Raw genomic sequence first — 18408 nt, 5'->3', positions numbered from 1 at the left:
AAACCAGCCTGACAAAAGCTGTAGAAAAAGGTTAGGTTAACTGTTAATCACAAGCCGCACCCAGCAGCGATGGTAAAAGAATTAGCAATTTGCACCCGTGGACTAACTAAGCAATTTGACCGGCACGTTGCTGTCAATGATGTTGATTTAGAAATCCAGGCGGGGGAAGTATATGGACTGATTGGCCCCAATGGCGCGGGTAAAACAACTCTCATCCGAATGTTGGCAACTGCTGAGGAACCAACTACGGGTGAGATTTATATTAATGGCGATCGCCTACTCCGTGACAAGAGTAATCCCAAACTTAAGCGTCGTCTAGGTTACTTACCCGATGACTACCCACTGTATGAAGATTTGACAGTCTGGGACTATTTAGATTATTTTGCGCGTCTGTATCGTTTGCGAGAACCACGCCGCACTCAACGCCTGCATGAAGTTTTAGAACTCATCCAACTTGGTAATAAACGCAATAGTCAGATTTCTACTCTGTCTCGGGGGATGAAACAGCGCTTAAGTTTGGCGCGAACCATTATCCACGAACCAATTTTACTGCTACTAGATGAGCCTGTTTCTGGTCTTGACCCCATTGCTAGAATGCACTTTCGCGAAATTATTAAGGCATTACAAGAAGCTGGGATGACCGTAATCATTTCTTCGCACGTTCTCAGTGATTTAGCTGAACTCTGTACTTCTGTGGGAATTATGGAACTCGGCTTCTTGGTAGAAAGTACTTCCTTACAGCAACTTTACCAACGTCTTGCCCATCAGCAAATTGTGTTATCAACTCTGGGGAACTTAGAGACACTTTTGAGTGAACTAAAACATCATTCTTTGGTAGAAGAGTGGGAGGTGATAACAGGAAAAAACAGTGTGCGGGTGAATTTTTCGGGCAAAGATGAAGATAGTGCTGAGTTGTTGCGATCGCTCATCAAAGCAGGCATTCCCCTGACTGATTTTCACTGCACGCAAGAAGACTTAGAAAGTATTTTCCTAAAATTAGGTCACAAACAAGCATCTTGATACGTCAATAAATATCACTCCCCATTTTTGGAGAATTTTTTGCGATGATGGCCAATTTAATAGACAAAATCGGCGATTGGAATCCGCAACTATTGCGGGAACTCAAAGGACGACTTAAACTTTTTAATGTAGCGATCGCAGTTGCAACATCTCTACTGGTGCAATTAGTAGCTTTTTTATATCAGTTACGCGAATTTCCTGGTGATAGATACTCGCTAACTGCCACATACTGTAATCTGCGTCAAGTATATCAACAGCAACAAAACCGGCTTTATCAGCAATCAGATCAATCTATAATTGCTGAATTCAATAATTTCCTATCAAATAATTTTTGTCCCCAAAATGAAATTAATTTGCAGTTGTGGTGGCGAGACCATTGGGAATATATATTCATCACATTTAGTGTAATTTTTATATTTACACTATTAGTTGCAGGAACTTATTTGCTAATCAACGATTTAGCCAAAGAAGAAACTCGTGGTACACTGAATTTTATCCGTCTTAGTCCCCAGTCAGAAACAAGTATATTGACTGGCAAGTTACTAGGAGTTCCGAGTTTAATTTATCTCGTAGTCTTAGCAGCAGTTCCTTTACATTTGTGGGCTGGGCATTCTGCCAAAATTGCCTTTAGTTACATTTTAAGCTATTACGCGATTCTTGCTGCTAGCTGTATTTTCTTCTACAGTGCTGCACTACTGTTTGGCTTAATTAGTCGTTGGTTTAGCGGTTTTCAACCTTGGTTAGGTAGTGGTACAGTTTTCCTTTTCTTGTTGATAACGTTTCAGATAGTATCATCTGATAATTCAGGCGCTTGGTATAATTCAACGACTTGGTTGAGGCTCTTCGCTCCTTGGGATGCAACAAATTATCTATTTCCTAACTTGTTCCATTTATACAAGGGTTCTCCACTGAAAAACTTGCAGTTTTCCTATTTACCATTAGGGACAAGTTTTGTTAGTGTTGTTGGCTTCCATTTGTTAAACTTTGGATTGTGCAGTTACGGTATTTTGCAAGCTCTTAAACGTTGCTTTCGTAATCCTCAAGCCTCAATAATCAGCAAGAAGCAAAGTTATTTACTAGTAGGTTTTTGCCAGTTGATGATCTGGGGATTTGCTCTACAAAATGGCAATGATAATCACACATGGGATGAACAGGTTGCGGGAAATTTCGTTTTGCTGGCAGTGTACAACTTGGTGTTGATTTTAAGTTTAATTGCGGTTCTTTCCCCTCACCGTCAAGATGTGCAAGATTGGGCAAGATATCGACATCAGGGAGTGTCTAACCACAAGAGTGTTTGGCAGGATCTAATTTGGTCTGAAAAAAGCCCTGCACTTGTAGCGATCGCTATTAATTTAACAATTGCTGCTATTCCTTGGTTAGTTTGGCTTTTACTTACATCTGTTGTTGACGCAAACAATGGCCGAACTGAAATTGTTAATGAGATTGACAGGTTTAAAGTACTTTTAACTATAGCTTTGTCCATCAGCTTAATGATGATTTACGCTACCATCGCCCAATTGATACTTTTGCTGAAAACTCCTAAGCGTTCTTTCTGGGCAATTGGGACTTTAGGTGCTGTAATGTTTTTACCACCGATGATTCTAGAATTTATTGGTATCTCGTCATGGAAATATTCTACTGTATGGATGTTTACAACTTTTCCTTGGGCAGCTATAGAATCCGCTGGGGTAACAACAGTTTTTATGGCACTCTTAGCTGATTTGACTGTTTTAGCGTTGTTGAACTTCCAGTTGACAAGGCAGGTGAGATTAGCAGGCGAATCTGCTACGAAAGCATTGTTGGCAGGACGTTAGGTAAGTAGTTGAGACACGTTAGATCCCTGACTTCTTTGAGAAGTCGGGGATCTTGTTTTTCATGTAGCATTGGTATAAGTATCACAACAATCGGAGAATCATGTTAAATATCCCTACTCAAAACCTACGCAACACAGTCATCCAATTTTTAGAAGAAAATCCTCCACAGCGTCTACAAATTCTTAGGCAAATGGGCATAGCTCGTTATGATTTTTTAACCAAAATACGACTAAATGAAGCAAATATCATCTGTACGATGCGATTTTTTAAATATCCCAGTCAGCTAAAGTTTCCGAATCTTATAGGAGCAGATTTATCTGGTTTAATTTTAGATGGTGTCAACTTCATCCGAGGAAATTTGTCAGAAGCAAATCTACAAGGTAGTAGTTTAGTAAATGCAGACCTTTTATTTGTAAATTTCACGAAAGCCGATTTGAGAAATGCAGATTTACGAGGTGCAACTCTGAACGAGACTATTTGGTTAGAGACTCTAGTAGATAAGTGTCAGCTTGGCGTAGGTCTTGGTTTAAATAATCTACAACGTCGAGATTTACAACTACGCCAAGCTATATTTAATTCTTGAGAAATTAGTAATGAAAATACAAAAAATTATAAGATGATTGAATTGATATTGACCTGGATAAGTTAATGAGTATTAAGTTGCCCCAAAAATTGATGTTACTGGGTTCAGGAGAACTGGGTAAAGAATTTGCGATCGCTGCTCAACGTCTTGGTAATTATGTGATTGCCATCGACCGCTACGCCAATGCTCCGGCGATGCAAGTTGCTGATGCTTATGAAGTTATTTCTATGCTCAGTGCTGATGATTTAGAAGCTGTAGTGACAAAACATCAGCCACATATTATTATACCAGAAATTGAAGCAATCCGAACAGAAAAATTGATCGAATTTGAACAGCGAGGTATTATAGTTATTCCGACTGCGGCTGCTACGAACTATACAATGAACCGTGATAGAATTCGGGAACTAGCACATCAACAATTGGGCATCAGAACAGCTAAATATGGTTATGCAACAACTCTAGAAGAATTGATTGCAGTTTCTGATGAAATTGGCTTTTCTAATGTTGTTAAACCTGTGATGTCATCATCAGGGAAAGGTCAATCTGTAGTGCAGGATAAGACTGAGGTTGAGAATGCTTGGAATTATGCGATCGCTAATTCTAGAGGAGACAGTCAAAAGGTCATCGTAGAAGAATTTATTAATTTTGAAATTGAGATAACTTTATTGACAATTAAACAGTGGAATGCACCGACAATTTTCTGTTCTTCTATTGGTCATCGCCAAGAACGAGGAGATTATCAAGAGTCGTGGCAACCCGCAGAAATTTCTGAAGATAAAATATTAAAAGCTCAAGAAATAGCCATAAAAGTCACTGATGCTTTAGGAGGAGCCGGAATTTTTGGTGTTGAGTTTTTCATTACCAAAGATGAAGTGATTTTTTCAGAACTTTCTCCTAGACCGCACGATACGGGAATGGTGACATTAATCTCACAAAATCTCAATGAATTTGAACTACATCTACGAGCTATTTTAGACTTGCCAATTCCTCACATAGAACAACTAGGAGCATCAGCTAGTGCGGTAATTTTAGCTTCAGAAAAATCTGATTCTATTGCTTTTAGTGGTGTAGCCGATGCTTTGTCAGAAAAAGATGTAGATATTAAATTATTTGGTAAACCTAATGCTCATCCATATCGGCGAATGGGCGTAGCTTTGGCGAAGGGTGTGAATATCCAAGAGGCTAGGGAAAAGGCTACTAGAGCAGCAAGTAAAATCACGATTATCTAATTACTGTTGGGACGCACAGCTGTCATTGGTGTAAACTTAAGCTCAAACGCTTGTCCCCACATACACTTTACCCCTCCCCTCAATCCCCTCCCCTTGGCAAGGGGAGGGGCGGTTTTGGCTTTAGACAAAACCGGGGTGGGGTGACGCGGTGAGTAGCTGTAAGTGAATGAACTCAATATCACGTCTTGACATACACAGCTATGCGCCCCTATTGCTATCTCGTAACACTGTTAGGTGAATTAACCGCAGCAACTGGATTCGGCTGATTCAGATAATCGTAAACTAATCGGGAAACTTGACGGATAAAGTCTCTCCCTCTTGTGTCCTTATAAGGACGGGTGACGAAGATAGCTGCCAGGTAACGCTTACCATTGGGCATAGTTACAAATCCTGCATCGCCGATGAGAAAGCCGATATCTCCGGTTTTGTTAGCGATAACTGCACCTTTCCCCAAACCGGCGGGAAGCAGTGTATGAATTGTGGTGTGACGCAGAATATCTAAGGCTTGCTCCCGACTTTGTAAAGAAACTAGCTTGTTATTCACAACTAAAGCCAGCACCCGCGCCATATCTTGAGAACTTGTGGTGTTGGTTCCTCTCAAGTCAGCTAAAAGATGGCGAATTACTGTGTCTTTCAGTCCCCAACTACGGAAGCGCTGATTTAGTCGCGCCGCTCCACCTAAGCGATCAATAATCATGTTGGTGGCGGTATTATCGCTAATGGTAATCATCTTAGTGATGGTTTCCAAAGCTGTGTACTTCTTCCCAACTCGCTCATATTGCATACTACCAGAACCATTGGTAACTAAGTCACGCCGCATAGTCAGGTTTTCCTGAAGGGTGACTTTACCAGCATCTAAATCCTGGAAAAAGGCGATGAGTATTGGCAGTTTGATTGTACTAGCAGCCGGGAAAACGCGATCGCCCCCAATATCCAAATAATCCCCAGTATCCAAATCCGAGAAAAACATACCTGTTTTCAGAAAACTGTAGCGACTCATCAAGGCTTTAATTTGAGGTTCCAGCGCTTTCATCGGTGAATGCATTGGAACCACACCAGCAAAGAGAGTGCTATTATCATTCACTCTTGGAGAAATACTCGGAGTTATTTCTAAATATTGCGGCTGGGTTGCAGTCAATCGTATTGGTTTGGGTAACTGCACAGACCAATGATTGGGAGATTCCTCTTGCAGTTGCACCTGTGCTAAATCAAAAGTGTAACCTGGTGCTAAAGTAACTACCATGCGGGTAGTCTCTGCATTAAACTGCTCGATACCAATGTCTTTAATTACTAATCCCACTCTTTGACTAGTCTGTGGATATCCTAATGTAACTCCAGACAAATCAATTACCAGACGAGTCGGGTTGGTAAGTAGTTGTACCTTCGGTTGAACGTTCTCATCTGTGGTGAAATCCAGATGATTACGATTGCTATCAAAATGCCAATTTGCGATGGCTACGCCCGCCGCAGGCATCGCACCATTAGCTTTAACAGTGGAGCCAAACAGGATCAAGCTTAAGAAACTGGGTAGAAGCCAGCTAAATTTTACAATGTTTTCTTTGTGTGTGAGTAGCATCAGCGATCGCTTTGTGTGTGAGGAAGACTCTTGAACGAACAAAAGCCGCCCACCATTAAAGCACAATTATAAAAAGTTTTGTAAATTCTGCGTTTACACGCAAAAGCATCTGTTACAACAAGTATTTAATTTAATCAGTATACAAGTATTCCGTAATACTCTACGGTTACTAAAAATTCCAGCTTATTGGGAAAAAAGATTTAATTCGGACACAATTAGCTTTTTCATCATTTTTATACTGAATTATTTCATGGTGTAAATAAGTAATAACTTTATCTGGACACAGCTAAGTATGTCTATGAGGGTTTCCCATATCCAGAAATTCAGCTTATGGAAATTTTGTATAGTAGCCTGTACTATCAGTTTCACCATCAGCGGTTGTACGCCTGAAAAACGAGCGATGCTGCGAGTAACTGCCGAGACTTTTCGCGACCGGACCGCTGATGCTATTACATCGGTGAAGACAATTTACCAACTGAATAATTTACCTATAGATGATAATTTAGTTGTCGATCAATTACTAACTGATACCAGTATTGAATTCGGAATTCCTACAGAAGTAAATAGCATTATTACCGGAGAAAGTCAGCAAAATCTCCAGTCATCAGATGTCGATCAAACACTCGACGCTTTGAAAGCAGAATATGATACAGCCGTTGATGTATTTAACAATCTGGAAACAATTGATTATGAAAGTAAAAGGATAGTTGCTCAAACGGTCCAGCCAGCAAGATGTCTAACAGTAAAAATGCTACTTTTAGCCAAAAGAATTCAGGAAAGACCACCAAGACCAATGGATTGGGAACGGGTAATCATTAGTTCCAAGCTAAAGGATCTCGGTGAACGATATAGAAAGTTAAGTATATCTTCACAACCAGAAGCAGAAGAAATTAAGCGTCAAGTTATTGAAAAGATAGATGATTGGCGAAAGGTTAATGCTGCTGAACAAGAAAGTTTGAATGAATCTATCTCGAAACTTTTGGCAGCAGCTGACACTGGGCGAAAACTTTCACAACTTATTGACGACTATCCTAATCTTAATTTTGAAGTTATTGCTGCTAGGGTTACTCAGATTGTTGGGGTAGCCACCAGTTTAACTGGTAACAATTACAATTCAACACTTAGACATATTCACACTCTTGAAAGAGAAGTTAACAAAGATCAAGTTTTAAAAGAATTTATGAAAGAAATATCTCTTAGGAACAGACAGTTGCAACCACTAAACTCTCAATTATGCCAATGATTTTTAGGATACAACTAGTCATGAATCATGTTAAAAACTTAACTGAATATAGAAATCATGACCACCAATAATATTTTAGATACTTTTGCAGAAATAATTTCTCAGCTTAAAGAAATTAATGGCAATCAAATCGACTTAGAACAACTCAATAAGACAGAAGAAAAATTACAAGATATTCTTTTTCAGCTTAATTTTGAACTTGTCAACGCCCAACGTCAAAAAAACTGGGGAAAAGTCAATAAGTTTAAGTTAGCGGTTAGCGAATGCAAACTTACTCTTGATCAGGTAAGAGCAGCAATTATAAATGTTAGTATCATCGGCGTCAATCAAAAAAATCTGGCACAGATGCAGAAAATATTAGAGGAAATTGAGACTGCACGTCAAACTCAGGTAAATATAGATTTGGCTATCCGTTTACTAGGCTTTTTGCGTAAGCTGTTCCTGTAATTAAAATCCTAAATCTACGGCAATGCGATGGGCGCAAGCAAACCCAGAAAAAGCGACTGCATTCAACCCTTGACCCGGAAAGGTACTATCCCCTACACAATAAAGTCCTGAAATAGCTGTGCGATTAAAGGGCATATTCAATAATCCCCACAACTTACGCCGGGGAATTGGCCCATAAGTGCCATCCTCACGACCCAAAAAGCGGCGATGGGTGCGGGGTGTGCCCACTTCTAAATAATCCAATCCGGCATCTAAACCGGGAAAAAGCTTCTCTAGGCGGTCAATAATTCGCCAAGCTGCCTCTTCTTTCTTCGCTTCGTACTCACTCGGAGAAAGTTCTTGCCAATCATCAATCCAGTGAGGCGTGAAAGCATGAATGATGTGATATCCATTTGGTGCTAAATCTGGGTCAAGCAATGTGGGAATCGAAACAAACACTGTGCCTTCTGCTGCTGTCATTTTTTCCCAGTCTTCCAGCAAAATATGGTGACACTCTGTCCCCGCAGGTAAAACTGACTCCTTTACCCCGATGTGCAAACTCAAGAAGCTTGGAGATTTTTGGTAGTTTTGTTGCCATTTTTTCTCATTATCTGGCATTGCTTCTGCTGGTAGTAATTGTGTAAATGTATCCCAGCGTGTAGCATTAGAAACTATGCGTTTACCCCAATATACTTTACCATTAGCCAGTTGCACACCTACCGCTTTTCCCTGTTCTGTAAGAATTTTGGTGACTCTAGCTTGGTACTGAATCTGACCTCCAGCCTTTTCTAGACCTTCCACTAGTTTTTGAGCAATTTGTCCGACTCCGCCTTTGGGATAGTTAACTCCGCCATAATGTCTGTCAGAAAAGACCATCCCAGCATTAATCATTGGTGTCATGTCTGATGGAACCACCGACCAGCAATAACATTCCATATCGATAAATTGCAATAATTGTCGGTCTTTGATGTAACGCCGCGCCACATCCCCGGCATTTTGGGGCAGATACTTAGCTAAACCGAGACACGCCAAAGGATGCTGGAAAAATACGCGCAGTAAATACCGAGGTTCTTCCAACGACAGCAAATCCATGCTGTTGAGACACTTGAATACTTTTTGGCATTCGTCATAAAAGCGACGAATCCCTTGTTCTTCATGGCGAAAATGAGCAGTAAGATTTTGCAAAAATTTTTCATAAACCCGGTCAACCTTCAGGTCTAAACCTTGGGGTAGATGATAGTGAATCTGTACCGGATCTGCGATCGCATCTTGGCTGACATTTACACTTGATAATGCACGGGTGAGTAAGTTGGTAGTACCGTTCTGTCCCAACCCAAAAATCATTGATGCGCCAACATCAAATCGATAGCCTTGGCGTTCAAAATAACCAGCGCTACCACCTGGAATCAAATAACGTTCCAGTACCAGCACTTTCGCTCCCTTCGCCGCTAACTGGGTCGCTGTTACTAATCCGCCAATCCCAGAACCAATTACGATTGCGTCATTTGTCATTTGTCATTTGTCCTTTGTCATTTGTACTGAGCGTATCGCTAAAGCGAAAGCTCCGCTAACGCGTAGCGTCTCGTAGAGAAGTATTTGTCCTTTGTCTAGAGTCAATCAATATTTAATTTAACTAATGACCAATAACCAATCCCCAATCAAAAAAAAAGAGGGACGAGCCTGCTACTGCTGGCTAATCCCGTCTGCCGATCCTTAAAAGAGAGGAGAACACTGTATAAGAATATAGCCTTGATTGAGAATTAATGTCAACTACTAATGAAAAATTTTATCAATAAAATTGAGATCGTTAATTTTAAGCTGTCAGCCGGATGCAGGAAAGAGTATTATGGTGTTTCAGTTGTTATACAATAAAAAGGCGCCTATTTCTGGCTATGACGCTACAATTGCGCGTTTATGTTCCACCCCATCCCCTGATCAAGCACTGGCTAGCAGTTGCCCGTGATGCAGGCACGCCTTCAGTATTGTTCCGCAGTGCCATGACTGAGTTGGGAAGATGGCTGACTTATGAAGCTGCACGAGACTGGTTGCCGACTCAAGAAACAGCAGTACAGAGTCCCTTAGATACCTGTCCAGCAACGGTAATCGATCCGCAAGTACCTATGGCAGTAGTGCCGATTCTGCGGGCTGGGCTAGGATTACTAGAGGGAGCGCAGACTTTACTGCCTTTAGCATCGATTTACCACCTTGGCTTGGCGCGAGACGAAGAGACACTGCAACCTCATTGTTATCTGAACAAGTTACCAGAAAAATTTGACCCCCAAACACGAGTGTTAGTTACCGATCCAATGTTGGCAACCGGAGGGTCAATCATGGCGGCAATGGCAGAATTGACACAACGGGGTGCTGACCCAGCTTTGATGCGGATTGTTTGTGTAGTAGCAGCTCCACCAGCTTTGCAAAAATTGAGTGAAGCTTATCCAGGTTTAATAATTTACACCGCTACTATTGACGAAAAACTGGACAGCAAGGGGTATATTGTACCAGGATTGGGAGATGCAGGCGATCGCATCTTTGGGACTTAAGTTAGTATGCAGCTAGGGCAGGAAAATAGCATAACTACTGTAAAAGTTGCAAGGTTTGTTGAAGGCGGTAAATATATGAGTCAGCGAGATGGTTTTGGCAGTGGTTTTGTAGCGGGGGCGTTTGTTGGTGGCATATTTGGCGGTGTTATCGGGGCACTGATTGCTTCTCGACGCGAGCCAGAATTGTTAGTAGAAGAAGAGACAGAACTGACAGATAGCCAAGCCGAAGCTAAGAAAATAGCAGCAAAGCGGCGTCAGATGAAAGCCTCAGAAAGTGAGAGTATTGGTATAGAAACAGCAAGGCGATCGCTAGAAGATAAAATTGCTCAGCTAAATGCCACAATTGATGAAGTGCGAAAGCAACTGGGAAATGTTAATGGCGGTTCACCCCAAGCAACCAATGACCGCTCCCTCACTAAAGACTCCTGAAGTTTGTTCAGGCGTGGTGAAAGTGTCAAGTGTGGTAAACGTGAAATCCGCAAACACTTTTGACTTTGGACTAAATTAAAATTAAAAGATAAGACCGCGTTTGACACCTAGTAGGAAACAAAGCTATCCATGAGTTTACTGATTACGACACTAATTACCTTTGTCACCTTTTATAGCTATTTGCTAATTATCCGGGTTTTGTTAACCTGGTTCCCAACAATCAACTGGTATAACCAGCCATTTGCCGCTTTAGCCCAGATAACCGATCCTTATCTGAATCTATTCCGCTCAATTATTCCCCCATTGGGTGGTATGGATTTTTCGCCGATCTTAGCTTTCTTAGCACTCAATGTAGTTACTGGGCTTTTGAGTGCCATTCCATCTAACCTGCCCTTATAGAAAGATTTTGATTACTACCTTGGTAAAGAATTGTGTAGAGACGTTAAGTATACAAGCGTCTCTACAATTTTTTACGAATTACGAATTACCTACGCACTTGGCCGCTAAACCCGGCAGCCTTGAACTGTTTTAGCTTCAACGGAGTAGGCTGATTCGCAGGTACAGAAATTCTCAATTCAAAATCGCTAATACCTGGTGGCACCTCGGTAATAGAGCCTAAGCGAGTGCGGTTTTGCATCACCGAGTCATTATTGGCATCAAAGATGCGTCCAAAAATATCTGCGTCGTAGACTGTTTTATTAGTGCCATTTTCTGCTTTGCCAATGACAAGAAAACAATTGGCAGCAGCGCTACCACTACTGATAACAGCCCCTTGTGCTAGTTCTGGTGGACAATCTTTATAAGAGACATCAAATAGTTTAATCTGTGTCAGGGCTACAGCTGGGGGAGTAATCACCCACGATAGAAGGGTAATGAGACATGAAATAAAAACGACCGTGAGTGAACGCAACCGCATAAAAGACCCCGTGATTTAATTCAATAATTATTAACTGATAACCTCAGCTTACAATATACCCCTACTCTCTATTCTCTACTTCCCTGATTAATTCGCTACTGCAAATACCTGCTCCACGATCAATTCCCAATCAGGTACTACATCTGATGCAATCGTTGCCGTACCCTTCAAGACCGTATCTTCATATTGTCCCTCGACCCACTTGCAAACGGTGATTTGTTTTAACTCCGGATCGATAATCCAGTATTCAGTAATGCCTCTAGCTGCGTATTCTGTGCGCTTGTAACGGTAATCACGGCTGCGGTTCTCAGTTCCGGGGCTGACGACTTCAACCACCAGTGCAGGCGGGGGCATATCGCGGGTAATTAGATTGCGAGGACTGCCAATCAAAGCCGCTTTCGACTCTTCCGTATGCAACACCAGATCGGGTAGGCGACAGGTTGCTCGCCGCCCACTAACTTCAACTTCAATGTCCTTGTAAGCCAGCAAGGTAATAGGAAAACGCTTTGCCAACTCGAATAATAGAAATTTGGCAATATCACAATTTTCCTGACTCTCAGTTGGCATTTCTACTAGCTCTCCATCCACTAATTCATAACGGGTATCAGTGCGATCGTCATAAGCCAGAAATTCCTCAAAAGTCAGGAGTTTTGTGGGATGCTGAGTTTGAGTCATGGCAATTTTCCTAACTAGGTGATAAATAGGTCAACACTAGAAAATACCAAACCGATACCAAGAACTCAGGAGACAGGAGACGGAATCAAGTTTTTCTGCTGACTCCTGACTTCCTTGAATATTAGGCATCTTAAATTTAATTATGTCTATATTTAACTACAGGGTGATTGGAGACTTGAGTTTAACATTTGTAATAATTAGGGGAATAACCCCTCAATTGCTATTAACTTATGACTCCAGATGAGATTAAAGTAGCTATGTTCGCAGCCTTTAATGATTGTGATGCAGCAAGCTGTCCTCTCACTGACACGCAGAAACAGATATTACTGCAAGTGGTCGAGCAAATTCAGGGAAATTCTACCTCTGGGATGTTAAATATTGCTAATCCTTTAGACGAACTTACCCCAGAGGAGTTAGAAGCATTTTTACAATTTGTTAAGGATGAAGAACAACACAACCGCACTTGGAAAGTGCAATTACTCAACGACTGGTTGCTGGAAAAGGACTCTGGAACGGTACAATTTATTCGCCAACGCTATGGTTTACAGTGGCTGAATCGGGTTGAGTCATATCATTTTGATAAGTATTCTTATTTTGAGGATGCACTGAAGTTAAGAGTAGGCGATCGCATTGAAGTTTCCAATGCACTATGGGAATGGGTGCAGGAGGATGGGCCTTGTAAGCGGGAATGGTTTCCCTGTATGGTGATTAAGGTTGAGGAAATTAGCGATGTCTACGACGGGCTACGCCTACGCGATGATACCTCTACTAATTGCGTCGTCCGCTTCTTCAATGGCGCTGAGTATGAAATTCAAGGAATTTATGAATGGAATCGCTATAACTGGCGCTGGCCTCAAAAGTAGTAAGGGATGTGAGTTTTTAATACTTGTGAATGAGTCTGCGAATAAAATCATTGCCTGAACAATGCCCAAGCCAAAAACCTCTCAGTGTAATACAACGCTAATTGATTGCTCACACCGTTGAAAACAGCATCAAAAGCGTGTTCTGCCCAAGGAATTTCTAGAAAAACCGCAGTGTTGCCTGAGTCATGTAAACGTTCATACATTTGTCTGCCAAATCGCGCTTCCACCAAATGGTCACGACTGCCGTAAATTAATAAAGTTGGCGGTAAAGGATGCGTTAGGTAATTTATCGGTGAAGCAATTTTATACTGATTGGGCAATTCTTCTAAAGAACCACCAAGAAATGCTTTTAAAACAGCGCGAGAATTTATAGGATCGGGATTTGGTGGTGTTTTGTATCCTTCAGTTAAGTTAACAGGCCCGTAATAGTTCACCACAGCACGAATGGGTGGTGCATCGGGTTGATAAGCCGCTAGCATTGCTAAATGTGCCCCCGCAGAACGTCCTAAAAGTACCATACGTTCTGAATCGGCTTCATATTCAGCTGCATGTTTGCGAATAAAATTTAGGGCTGTACGCACATCATCTAATTGAGATGGAAACTGATATTGAGGTGCGTGTCGATAGTCGATCGCAAATACCGTATATCCATGATTAGCAATATATTGATTAAACTCGCTATTGGCATGAGTATTGCCATATTGCCAAGCTCCACCATAAATTACTACCACTGCTGGATATTTCCCTACTTCTGGGGGTTGGTAAACTCCCATTTTTAAAGGCACTCCTCCAGAAGAAGCAAAGAGAATATCTTTTTGATGACGCGTTTTCCCTAATGGAATACCCCGAAAGAAATTAACTAAGTCAAAGGGATGGGTTTGCATTTTAGCCCTTACTTGGACTGGAATTTGCTCTAGATAGTTTGCTCCCAACCCTTGTTTCATCGCTTTAGCCATTTGCATTTGAGTTGGTGAGATATTCACTAGCACCCATCCGCAAATTAGCAATCCGATTAAACTGAAAATGCAAACTAAACGTTGGAGTTGACGGCGACGGATATAGAATAAAGACAGCAATAAAAAGAGCAAATTTAATAATAATAACCAAGGACTGACTTCTGGCGCTCCTACTGCTAGCGTGAGTAAAAACATATTTGGAGCCGGAAGAATAATCCAAGCGCTAAGAAATAGACTTGTAAAACTGAATAATAATGCAAGCGATGATAAAAATATTTTGGGTTTAACAAACATAAATAAAAATACGGTAGTAATGACTTCAAAGAAACCAATCTCACGCTTTTATCTAGCACTATCTTTATGTTTTAGTTCCAGAAAATCTTTAGTTACTCTAACTATAGAATCTCCATTTATATAATTTGAAGTATAATTGGGCGTTAATGGTAGATTATCACCCGATTCTAGTACTAAAATAACCCGAAAAAAGTATTCGTCTATACTAGTATCAATCCGTTCAAGCTTAACATCAGTAATTTCGTTCAAATAATATTGAAAAACTGTTTTTCCTAACGTTCCAAACCACCTGTAACGACTAAGTTTTACAATATTTGCTTCTTTATCAAGGTTACAAGTTATAAATAAACCTGGTGACGCTACTAGCAACGCTAATATTCCACAGAATACAGTAACCCTGACAACAATGTAACCCATAAAAGTGTCATCAAGTATAACCGCTAAATTGTTCTCTGTAGGGGGTTTCAAAAATTTGTTAATTCTTAATTCTATTGATTGTAATTCTTCAAGTTTAAATTTTGGGTATGTTCTATCTGTAAAAGGAAAGCTATCTTTATCAGTTAATAGTAAAATTTTATATGAGTATTTAGGCTTAACTTGACTATCGGTTTGCATCTCTGTTTCCAATTTAGCCTCTAGTAACTCAGAAACTAGCACTTCACTTTTTTCTTGACCAAACCAATAGTTTTCTGTTAACTTACACATTACTGTTAAAGTATTTTGTCCCGCACTCAAATCAATATTTGAAGTAGATATATTGTTTGGATAACGATTGCAGACAAGTTGTGTAATAGGTGCGAATACAATAGACGCAAATAAAAATAAAACAAACAATTGACTAAAAAATATTCCCACACCTAAGAATACTTTTGGTCGAATAATAAAAATAAGTTTAGTTGATGTTTGTTCTGAGACTTTTAGAGGATTAGCTAGAGTCAAATAACATCCAGCACCTAAGTTAATTGCCAACAGGATGGAAAATAATAAAACAGTCATTTTGTAGCTCCAGAACTGCTTTAGCAGATAGAAATATTACGCGTTTACCAATTAGATAATAAACCAAGAAAGAATACCTCAACTACTCTTCTGTGCCTAACGCTATCGAATATGCCAGTATTAATCTACTCTCTACCCTTCACACTCCTTCATTTGATCTAGTTATAGCTCACCGTTCGCGTAATCGAGAATGAGTTTGATGAAATAAGAGTCTTGCAAGACGCGATAAATCGCGTCTCTACATCTGGGTTTTTGGCTTAACTAACGTATTTAATTCTACTTAAATTAGAGACTTAGCTTGTGCACTTCACTAACTTGAAATCTGCTGTATGTTATGAATTGTGGTGACAGCATAAGTTATTGCTGATGTATCTGTTTTTGTACCCAAAGACGAAAAGTTTTGAGCGTTGCATTTCTACCTGCTGTTGTACTTGGCTCTAGATATTGAGGAATGATTTCAATTAGTGGGATTAGAGGAAAATTTAGGCTTTGCTGAGATTCTATATAATGTTCATTTTGCAAAACATTAATTTTAAGCTTTCCTCGCTCAAAACGCCAAAGTTCAGGCGCTTTGAGCGCTTCATAAATATTAGGATGAGTACGAGAAGTAATATCAATTTCTAGCGCTAAATCTGGAGGAGGGTCTACTGCTAAATCTAGCCGCTTCTTGCCGCGAATCTTAGATTCATTTTTTATATAGAAACACTGATCGGGTTCTATGCCTTGAGCCATTGCTTGGTTTTTGAAAGTGGTAGAACCAAGGCATCTAAACTCAATATTTAATTCTTCCAAAAGAGCTTTGACTAAATCGCTAATAATTTCTTTGTCATATTCATGTTCTGGCAGTGGTGCCATAATCTCCAGTATTCCCTTGTCATAAGCAATTCGTGCTGCTCGGTGTTCCCCTAAATCTTCTAGAATTGCTTCCAATTCTTGCCAGGTTACATCTCGTAGTAGCACTCTTTGTCCTGGTGGAACATGGATGCGCTTTAATTCCAACAACATCATCTTCGCTCCCAGTAGTTGAAACTTAAATTTAGCTTACTCTAGTTGACCTGATAGGGGCGACAATTTTTGCTGCTTTATAGAAGTGTATGCTGGAGCGATCGCTCCTATAAAGATGAATAGAGTAGAGAAAAACCTCTGGAGTTCCCAGAGGTTTTGTTCCTGATTTAGTTTCTACTTGTTACTCCAATTTGTCCTTAGTCATTTCCCGATAATGGAGAAAATTATTTTAAAAACAAGATCCCCGACTGTCTAAAAAGTCGGGGATATGAGCCTTGCGATTTTATTTGGATATTGAGTGTCTACCTATCTAAGTATTAATTCTTAGCCTGTGGCTGCGAACCAGGAATCGTCACATCAATTGGTGTCACCTGTTTGGCTAACTGTGTCAATGGCGGTTGAATGGCGGTTTGATTCCCCACTACTAGAGTGACAATCTTTTCTGGCTTGAGATATTCTCGTGCTACTCGTTGGACATCGGCTGCTGTGGTGGCGGCGACGGCTTTTTGATAGCGAAAGAGAAAATCAGCAGGATAGCCATAATATTCGTATCGCATCAACCGTGATAAGGTTTGGCTGGGGTCTTGAAAGTTGAACACAAAGGAGTTGAGTGTAGACTCTTTGGCATAAGCTAGTTCTTTTGCTGTCACTCTTTGAGTTTGGGTGCGCTTGATTTCAGCTTGTAAGGCTTTGACAAACTGGACGGTAGCATCCGATCGCGTCTGTCCACCAGCGATAAATATGCCAGGATAATCGTAGCGGGGACTCCACTGGCCGTAGACAGAGTAAGCTAAACCTTGACGCGATCGCAATTCATTAAATAAGCGTCCACCAAATCCATTTAACACTCCATTCAATACATCCAGCGTTGCATAATCGGGATTGTCGAAACGTCCGCCCAAATGCCCGATAAGCACACTACTTTGCGTCAGTTGTGGCTGATTGACAAAAAAGACTCCACCTGTATTAGCTGGCAAAACCTTTGGTAATGTGGGTTTAGCAATCCCTGGGTTACGCTGCCAATCGCCAAACTTAGCTTGAATGAGCGATCGCATTTTCTTAGCATCAAAATCACCCACAATCCCCAAAATTATATTATTGGGGTGGAAATATTGCTGATAAAACTTGAGCAAATCCTCACGCTCAACTTTATCCACCGTTGCATACTCTGTGGTGCGAGCATAAGGGCTATCTTTGCCGTAGATCAATTTCCGAAATTCCCGACTAGCAATCCCATCTGGATTGTCATTACGACGGGCAATGCCACCTTTGGCTTGTGTCTTAGCCAAGTCTAGCTTTTCTTGAGCAAATACAGGCGATCGCAGTACCTCAGCAAACAGCCCAAACACTGTTTCTAAATCTTCACTGAGTGCGTCAAAGCTAGCACTACCAGAAGCTTCACTAATACCAACTTCCACAGATGCTGCCCGTTGTTCCAATATCTCGTTAAGTTCATCAGACGAATGGTTCTTAGTTCCTCCAGTTCGCATTACCGCGCCTGTAAAACCAGCCAACCCAACTTTCTCCATTGGTTCCAAGCGATTCCCTGTCCGTACAAATGCTGTACCATTCACCAACGGTAACTCATGATCTTCCATTAAATACACAACCAAGCCATTTTGCAGCACAAACCGCTCATACTTGGGTAACTTAATCTCAGGTAGCGGTGGTAGCTGTAATTCTGTGTAATGTTTCGCCTCAGCCGTCGCCGCCAGAGAAAAATTACAAGTTAAAAGTAAGCACGCAAAAACCGCAACCAAAGCATAAATCAACCCCTTCCTATTTTGAATTTTCAACGCTATCTGCCTTTTCCCCTTCACCTTATACCTCTGCATACCTC

General features: G+C 40.8%; 18 protein-coding genes. 10 read left to right on the top strand and 8 right to left on the bottom strand.

Annotated elements, in window-relative coordinates; all coding sequences use genetic code 11:
• Positions 1 to 69: 69 nt before the first annotated feature.
• The 4 genes from HWQ40_RS29325 to purT all read left to right on the top strand — a co-directional run bounded on the left by HWQ40_RS29325 (position 70) and on the right by purT (position 4646).
• On the top strand, positions 70 to 1020 hold the full coding sequence (locus tag HWQ40_RS29325) for an ABC transporter ATP-binding protein (protein ID WP_292785203.1): 951 nt from the start codon (positions 70 to 72) through the stop codon (positions 1018 to 1020).
• 44 nt (positions 1021 to 1064) lie between these two features.
• Complete coding sequence (locus tag HWQ40_RS29320) at positions 1065 to 2834, top strand: ABC transporter permease subunit (protein ID WP_292785202.1); 1770 nt, start codon at positions 1065 to 1067, stop codon at positions 2832 to 2834.
• Between the two features lie 100 nt (positions 2835 to 2934).
• Positions 2935 to 3417 carry a pentapeptide repeat-containing protein gene (locus HWQ40_RS29315; RefSeq protein WP_292785200.1) on the top strand — a complete coding sequence of 161 codons (483 nt, stop codon included), beginning with the start codon at positions 2935 to 2937 and terminating at the stop codon, positions 3415 to 3417.
• Between the two features lie 65 nt (positions 3418 to 3482).
• The gene (gene purT / locus HWQ40_RS29310; protein WP_292785198.1) at positions 3483 to 4646 is read left to right on the top strand and encodes a formate-dependent phosphoribosylglycinamide formyltransferase; all 1164 of its coding nucleotides are present in this window, start codon (positions 3483 to 3485) and stop codon (positions 4644 to 4646) included.
• Between the two features lie 214 nt (positions 4647 to 4860).
• Here the strand turns inward: purT and HWQ40_RS29305 are convergent, their stop codons facing one another.
• Entirely contained in the window at positions 4861 to 6264 is a 1404-nt protein-coding gene (locus HWQ40_RS29305; protein ID WP_366934034.1) for a serine hydrolase, read from the bottom strand.
• 256 nt (positions 6265 to 6520) lie between these two features.
• Between HWQ40_RS29305 and HWQ40_RS29300 the strand changes: the two genes are divergently transcribed.
• Both HWQ40_RS29300 and HWQ40_RS29295 read left to right on the top strand, forming a co-directional pair.
• Positions 6521 to 7465, top strand: a complete 945-nt coding sequence (locus tag HWQ40_RS29300; protein ID WP_292785196.1) for a hypothetical protein — start codon at positions 6521 to 6523, stop codon at positions 7463 to 7465.
• Between the two features lie 57 nt (positions 7466 to 7522).
• Positions 7523 to 7912, top strand: a complete 390-nt coding sequence (locus HWQ40_RS29295; RefSeq protein WP_292785194.1) for a hypothetical protein — start codon at positions 7523 to 7525, stop codon at positions 7910 to 7912.
• Here HWQ40_RS29295 and crtH read toward each other — a convergent pair whose 3' ends face one another.
• Complete coding sequence (gene crtH / locus HWQ40_RS29290; protein WP_292785192.1) at positions 7913 to 9403, bottom strand: carotenoid isomerase; 1491 nt, start codon at positions 9401 to 9403, stop codon at positions 7913 to 7915.
• Positions 9404 to 9783: 380 nt separating this feature from the next.
• Here crtH and upp point away from each other — a divergent pair, with 380 nt between their 5' ends.
• The 3 genes from upp to HWQ40_RS29275 all read left to right on the top strand — a co-directional run bounded on the left by upp (position 9784) and on the right by HWQ40_RS29275 (position 11262).
• Positions 9784 to 10434, top strand: a complete 651-nt coding sequence (gene upp / locus HWQ40_RS29285) for a uracil phosphoribosyltransferase (RefSeq protein WP_292785190.1) — start codon at positions 9784 to 9786, stop codon at positions 10432 to 10434.
• A 75-nt stretch (positions 10435 to 10509) separates the two neighbouring features.
• Positions 10510 to 10863, top strand: coding sequence for a hypothetical protein (locus tag HWQ40_RS29280; protein WP_292785515.1), 354 nt, complete (start codon positions 10510 to 10512; stop codon positions 10861 to 10863).
• A 129-nt stretch (positions 10864 to 10992) separates the two neighbouring features.
• A complete protein-coding gene (locus HWQ40_RS29275; RefSeq protein WP_292785188.1) occupies positions 10993 to 11262 on the top strand; it encodes a YggT family protein in 270 nt (89 codons plus the stop codon).
• A gap of 85 nt (positions 11263 to 11347) precedes the next feature.
• Here HWQ40_RS29275 and HWQ40_RS29270 read toward each other — a convergent pair whose 3' ends face one another.
• Both HWQ40_RS29270 and HWQ40_RS29265 read right to left on the bottom strand, forming a co-directional pair.
• Positions 11348 to 11779, bottom strand: a complete 432-nt coding sequence (locus tag HWQ40_RS29270; RefSeq protein WP_292785186.1) for a biotin carboxylase — start codon at positions 11777 to 11779, stop codon at positions 11348 to 11350.
• Positions 11780 to 11866: 87 nt separating this feature from the next.
• Positions 11867 to 12454: a Uma2 family endonuclease gene (locus tag HWQ40_RS29265; RefSeq protein ID WP_292785184.1), complete on the bottom strand. Its 588-nt coding sequence runs from the start codon at positions 12452 to 12454 to the stop codon at positions 11867 to 11869.
• A 230-nt stretch (positions 12455 to 12684) separates the two neighbouring features.
• Here HWQ40_RS29265 and HWQ40_RS29260 point away from each other — a divergent pair, with 230 nt between their 5' ends.
• Positions 12685 to 13317, top strand: a complete 633-nt coding sequence (locus HWQ40_RS29260) for a hypothetical protein (RefSeq protein WP_292785182.1) — start codon at positions 12685 to 12687, stop codon at positions 13315 to 13317.
• 47 nt (positions 13318 to 13364) lie between these two features.
• Here HWQ40_RS29260 and HWQ40_RS29255 read toward each other — a convergent pair whose 3' ends face one another.
• From HWQ40_RS29255 to HWQ40_RS29240, 4 genes are all read right to left on the bottom strand, one after another.
• Positions 13365 to 14567: an alpha/beta hydrolase gene (locus tag HWQ40_RS29255; protein ID WP_292785180.1), complete on the bottom strand. Its 1203-nt coding sequence runs from the start codon at positions 14565 to 14567 to the stop codon at positions 13365 to 13367.
• Positions 14568 to 14615: 48 nt separating this feature from the next.
• Positions 14616 to 15563 carry a hypothetical protein gene (locus HWQ40_RS29250; RefSeq protein WP_292785178.1) on the bottom strand — a complete coding sequence of 316 codons (948 nt, stop codon included), beginning with the start codon at positions 15561 to 15563 and terminating at the stop codon, positions 14616 to 14618.
• A gap of 357 nt (positions 15564 to 15920) precedes the next feature.
• Positions 15921 to 16568, bottom strand: a complete 648-nt coding sequence (locus HWQ40_RS29245; protein WP_292785513.1) for a Uma2 family endonuclease — start codon at positions 16566 to 16568, stop codon at positions 15921 to 15923.
• 317 nt (positions 16569 to 16885) lie between these two features.
• Positions 16886 to 18403 (bottom strand): pitrilysin family protein, encoded by a 1518-nt coding sequence (locus HWQ40_RS29240; RefSeq protein WP_292785176.1) that lies wholly within the window; start codon positions 18401 to 18403, stop codon positions 16886 to 16888.
• Positions 18404 to 18408: the final 5 nt, after the last annotated feature.

It is taken from the genome of Nostoc sp. NMS9, from assembly GCF_017114995.1.
Classification (GTDB): Bacteria; Cyanobacteriota; Cyanobacteriia; order Cyanobacteriales; family Nostocaceae; genus Nostoc.
Note: the sequence above shows the minus strand (reverse complement) of the source record. Positions and strands in the feature narration are given on the sequence as shown.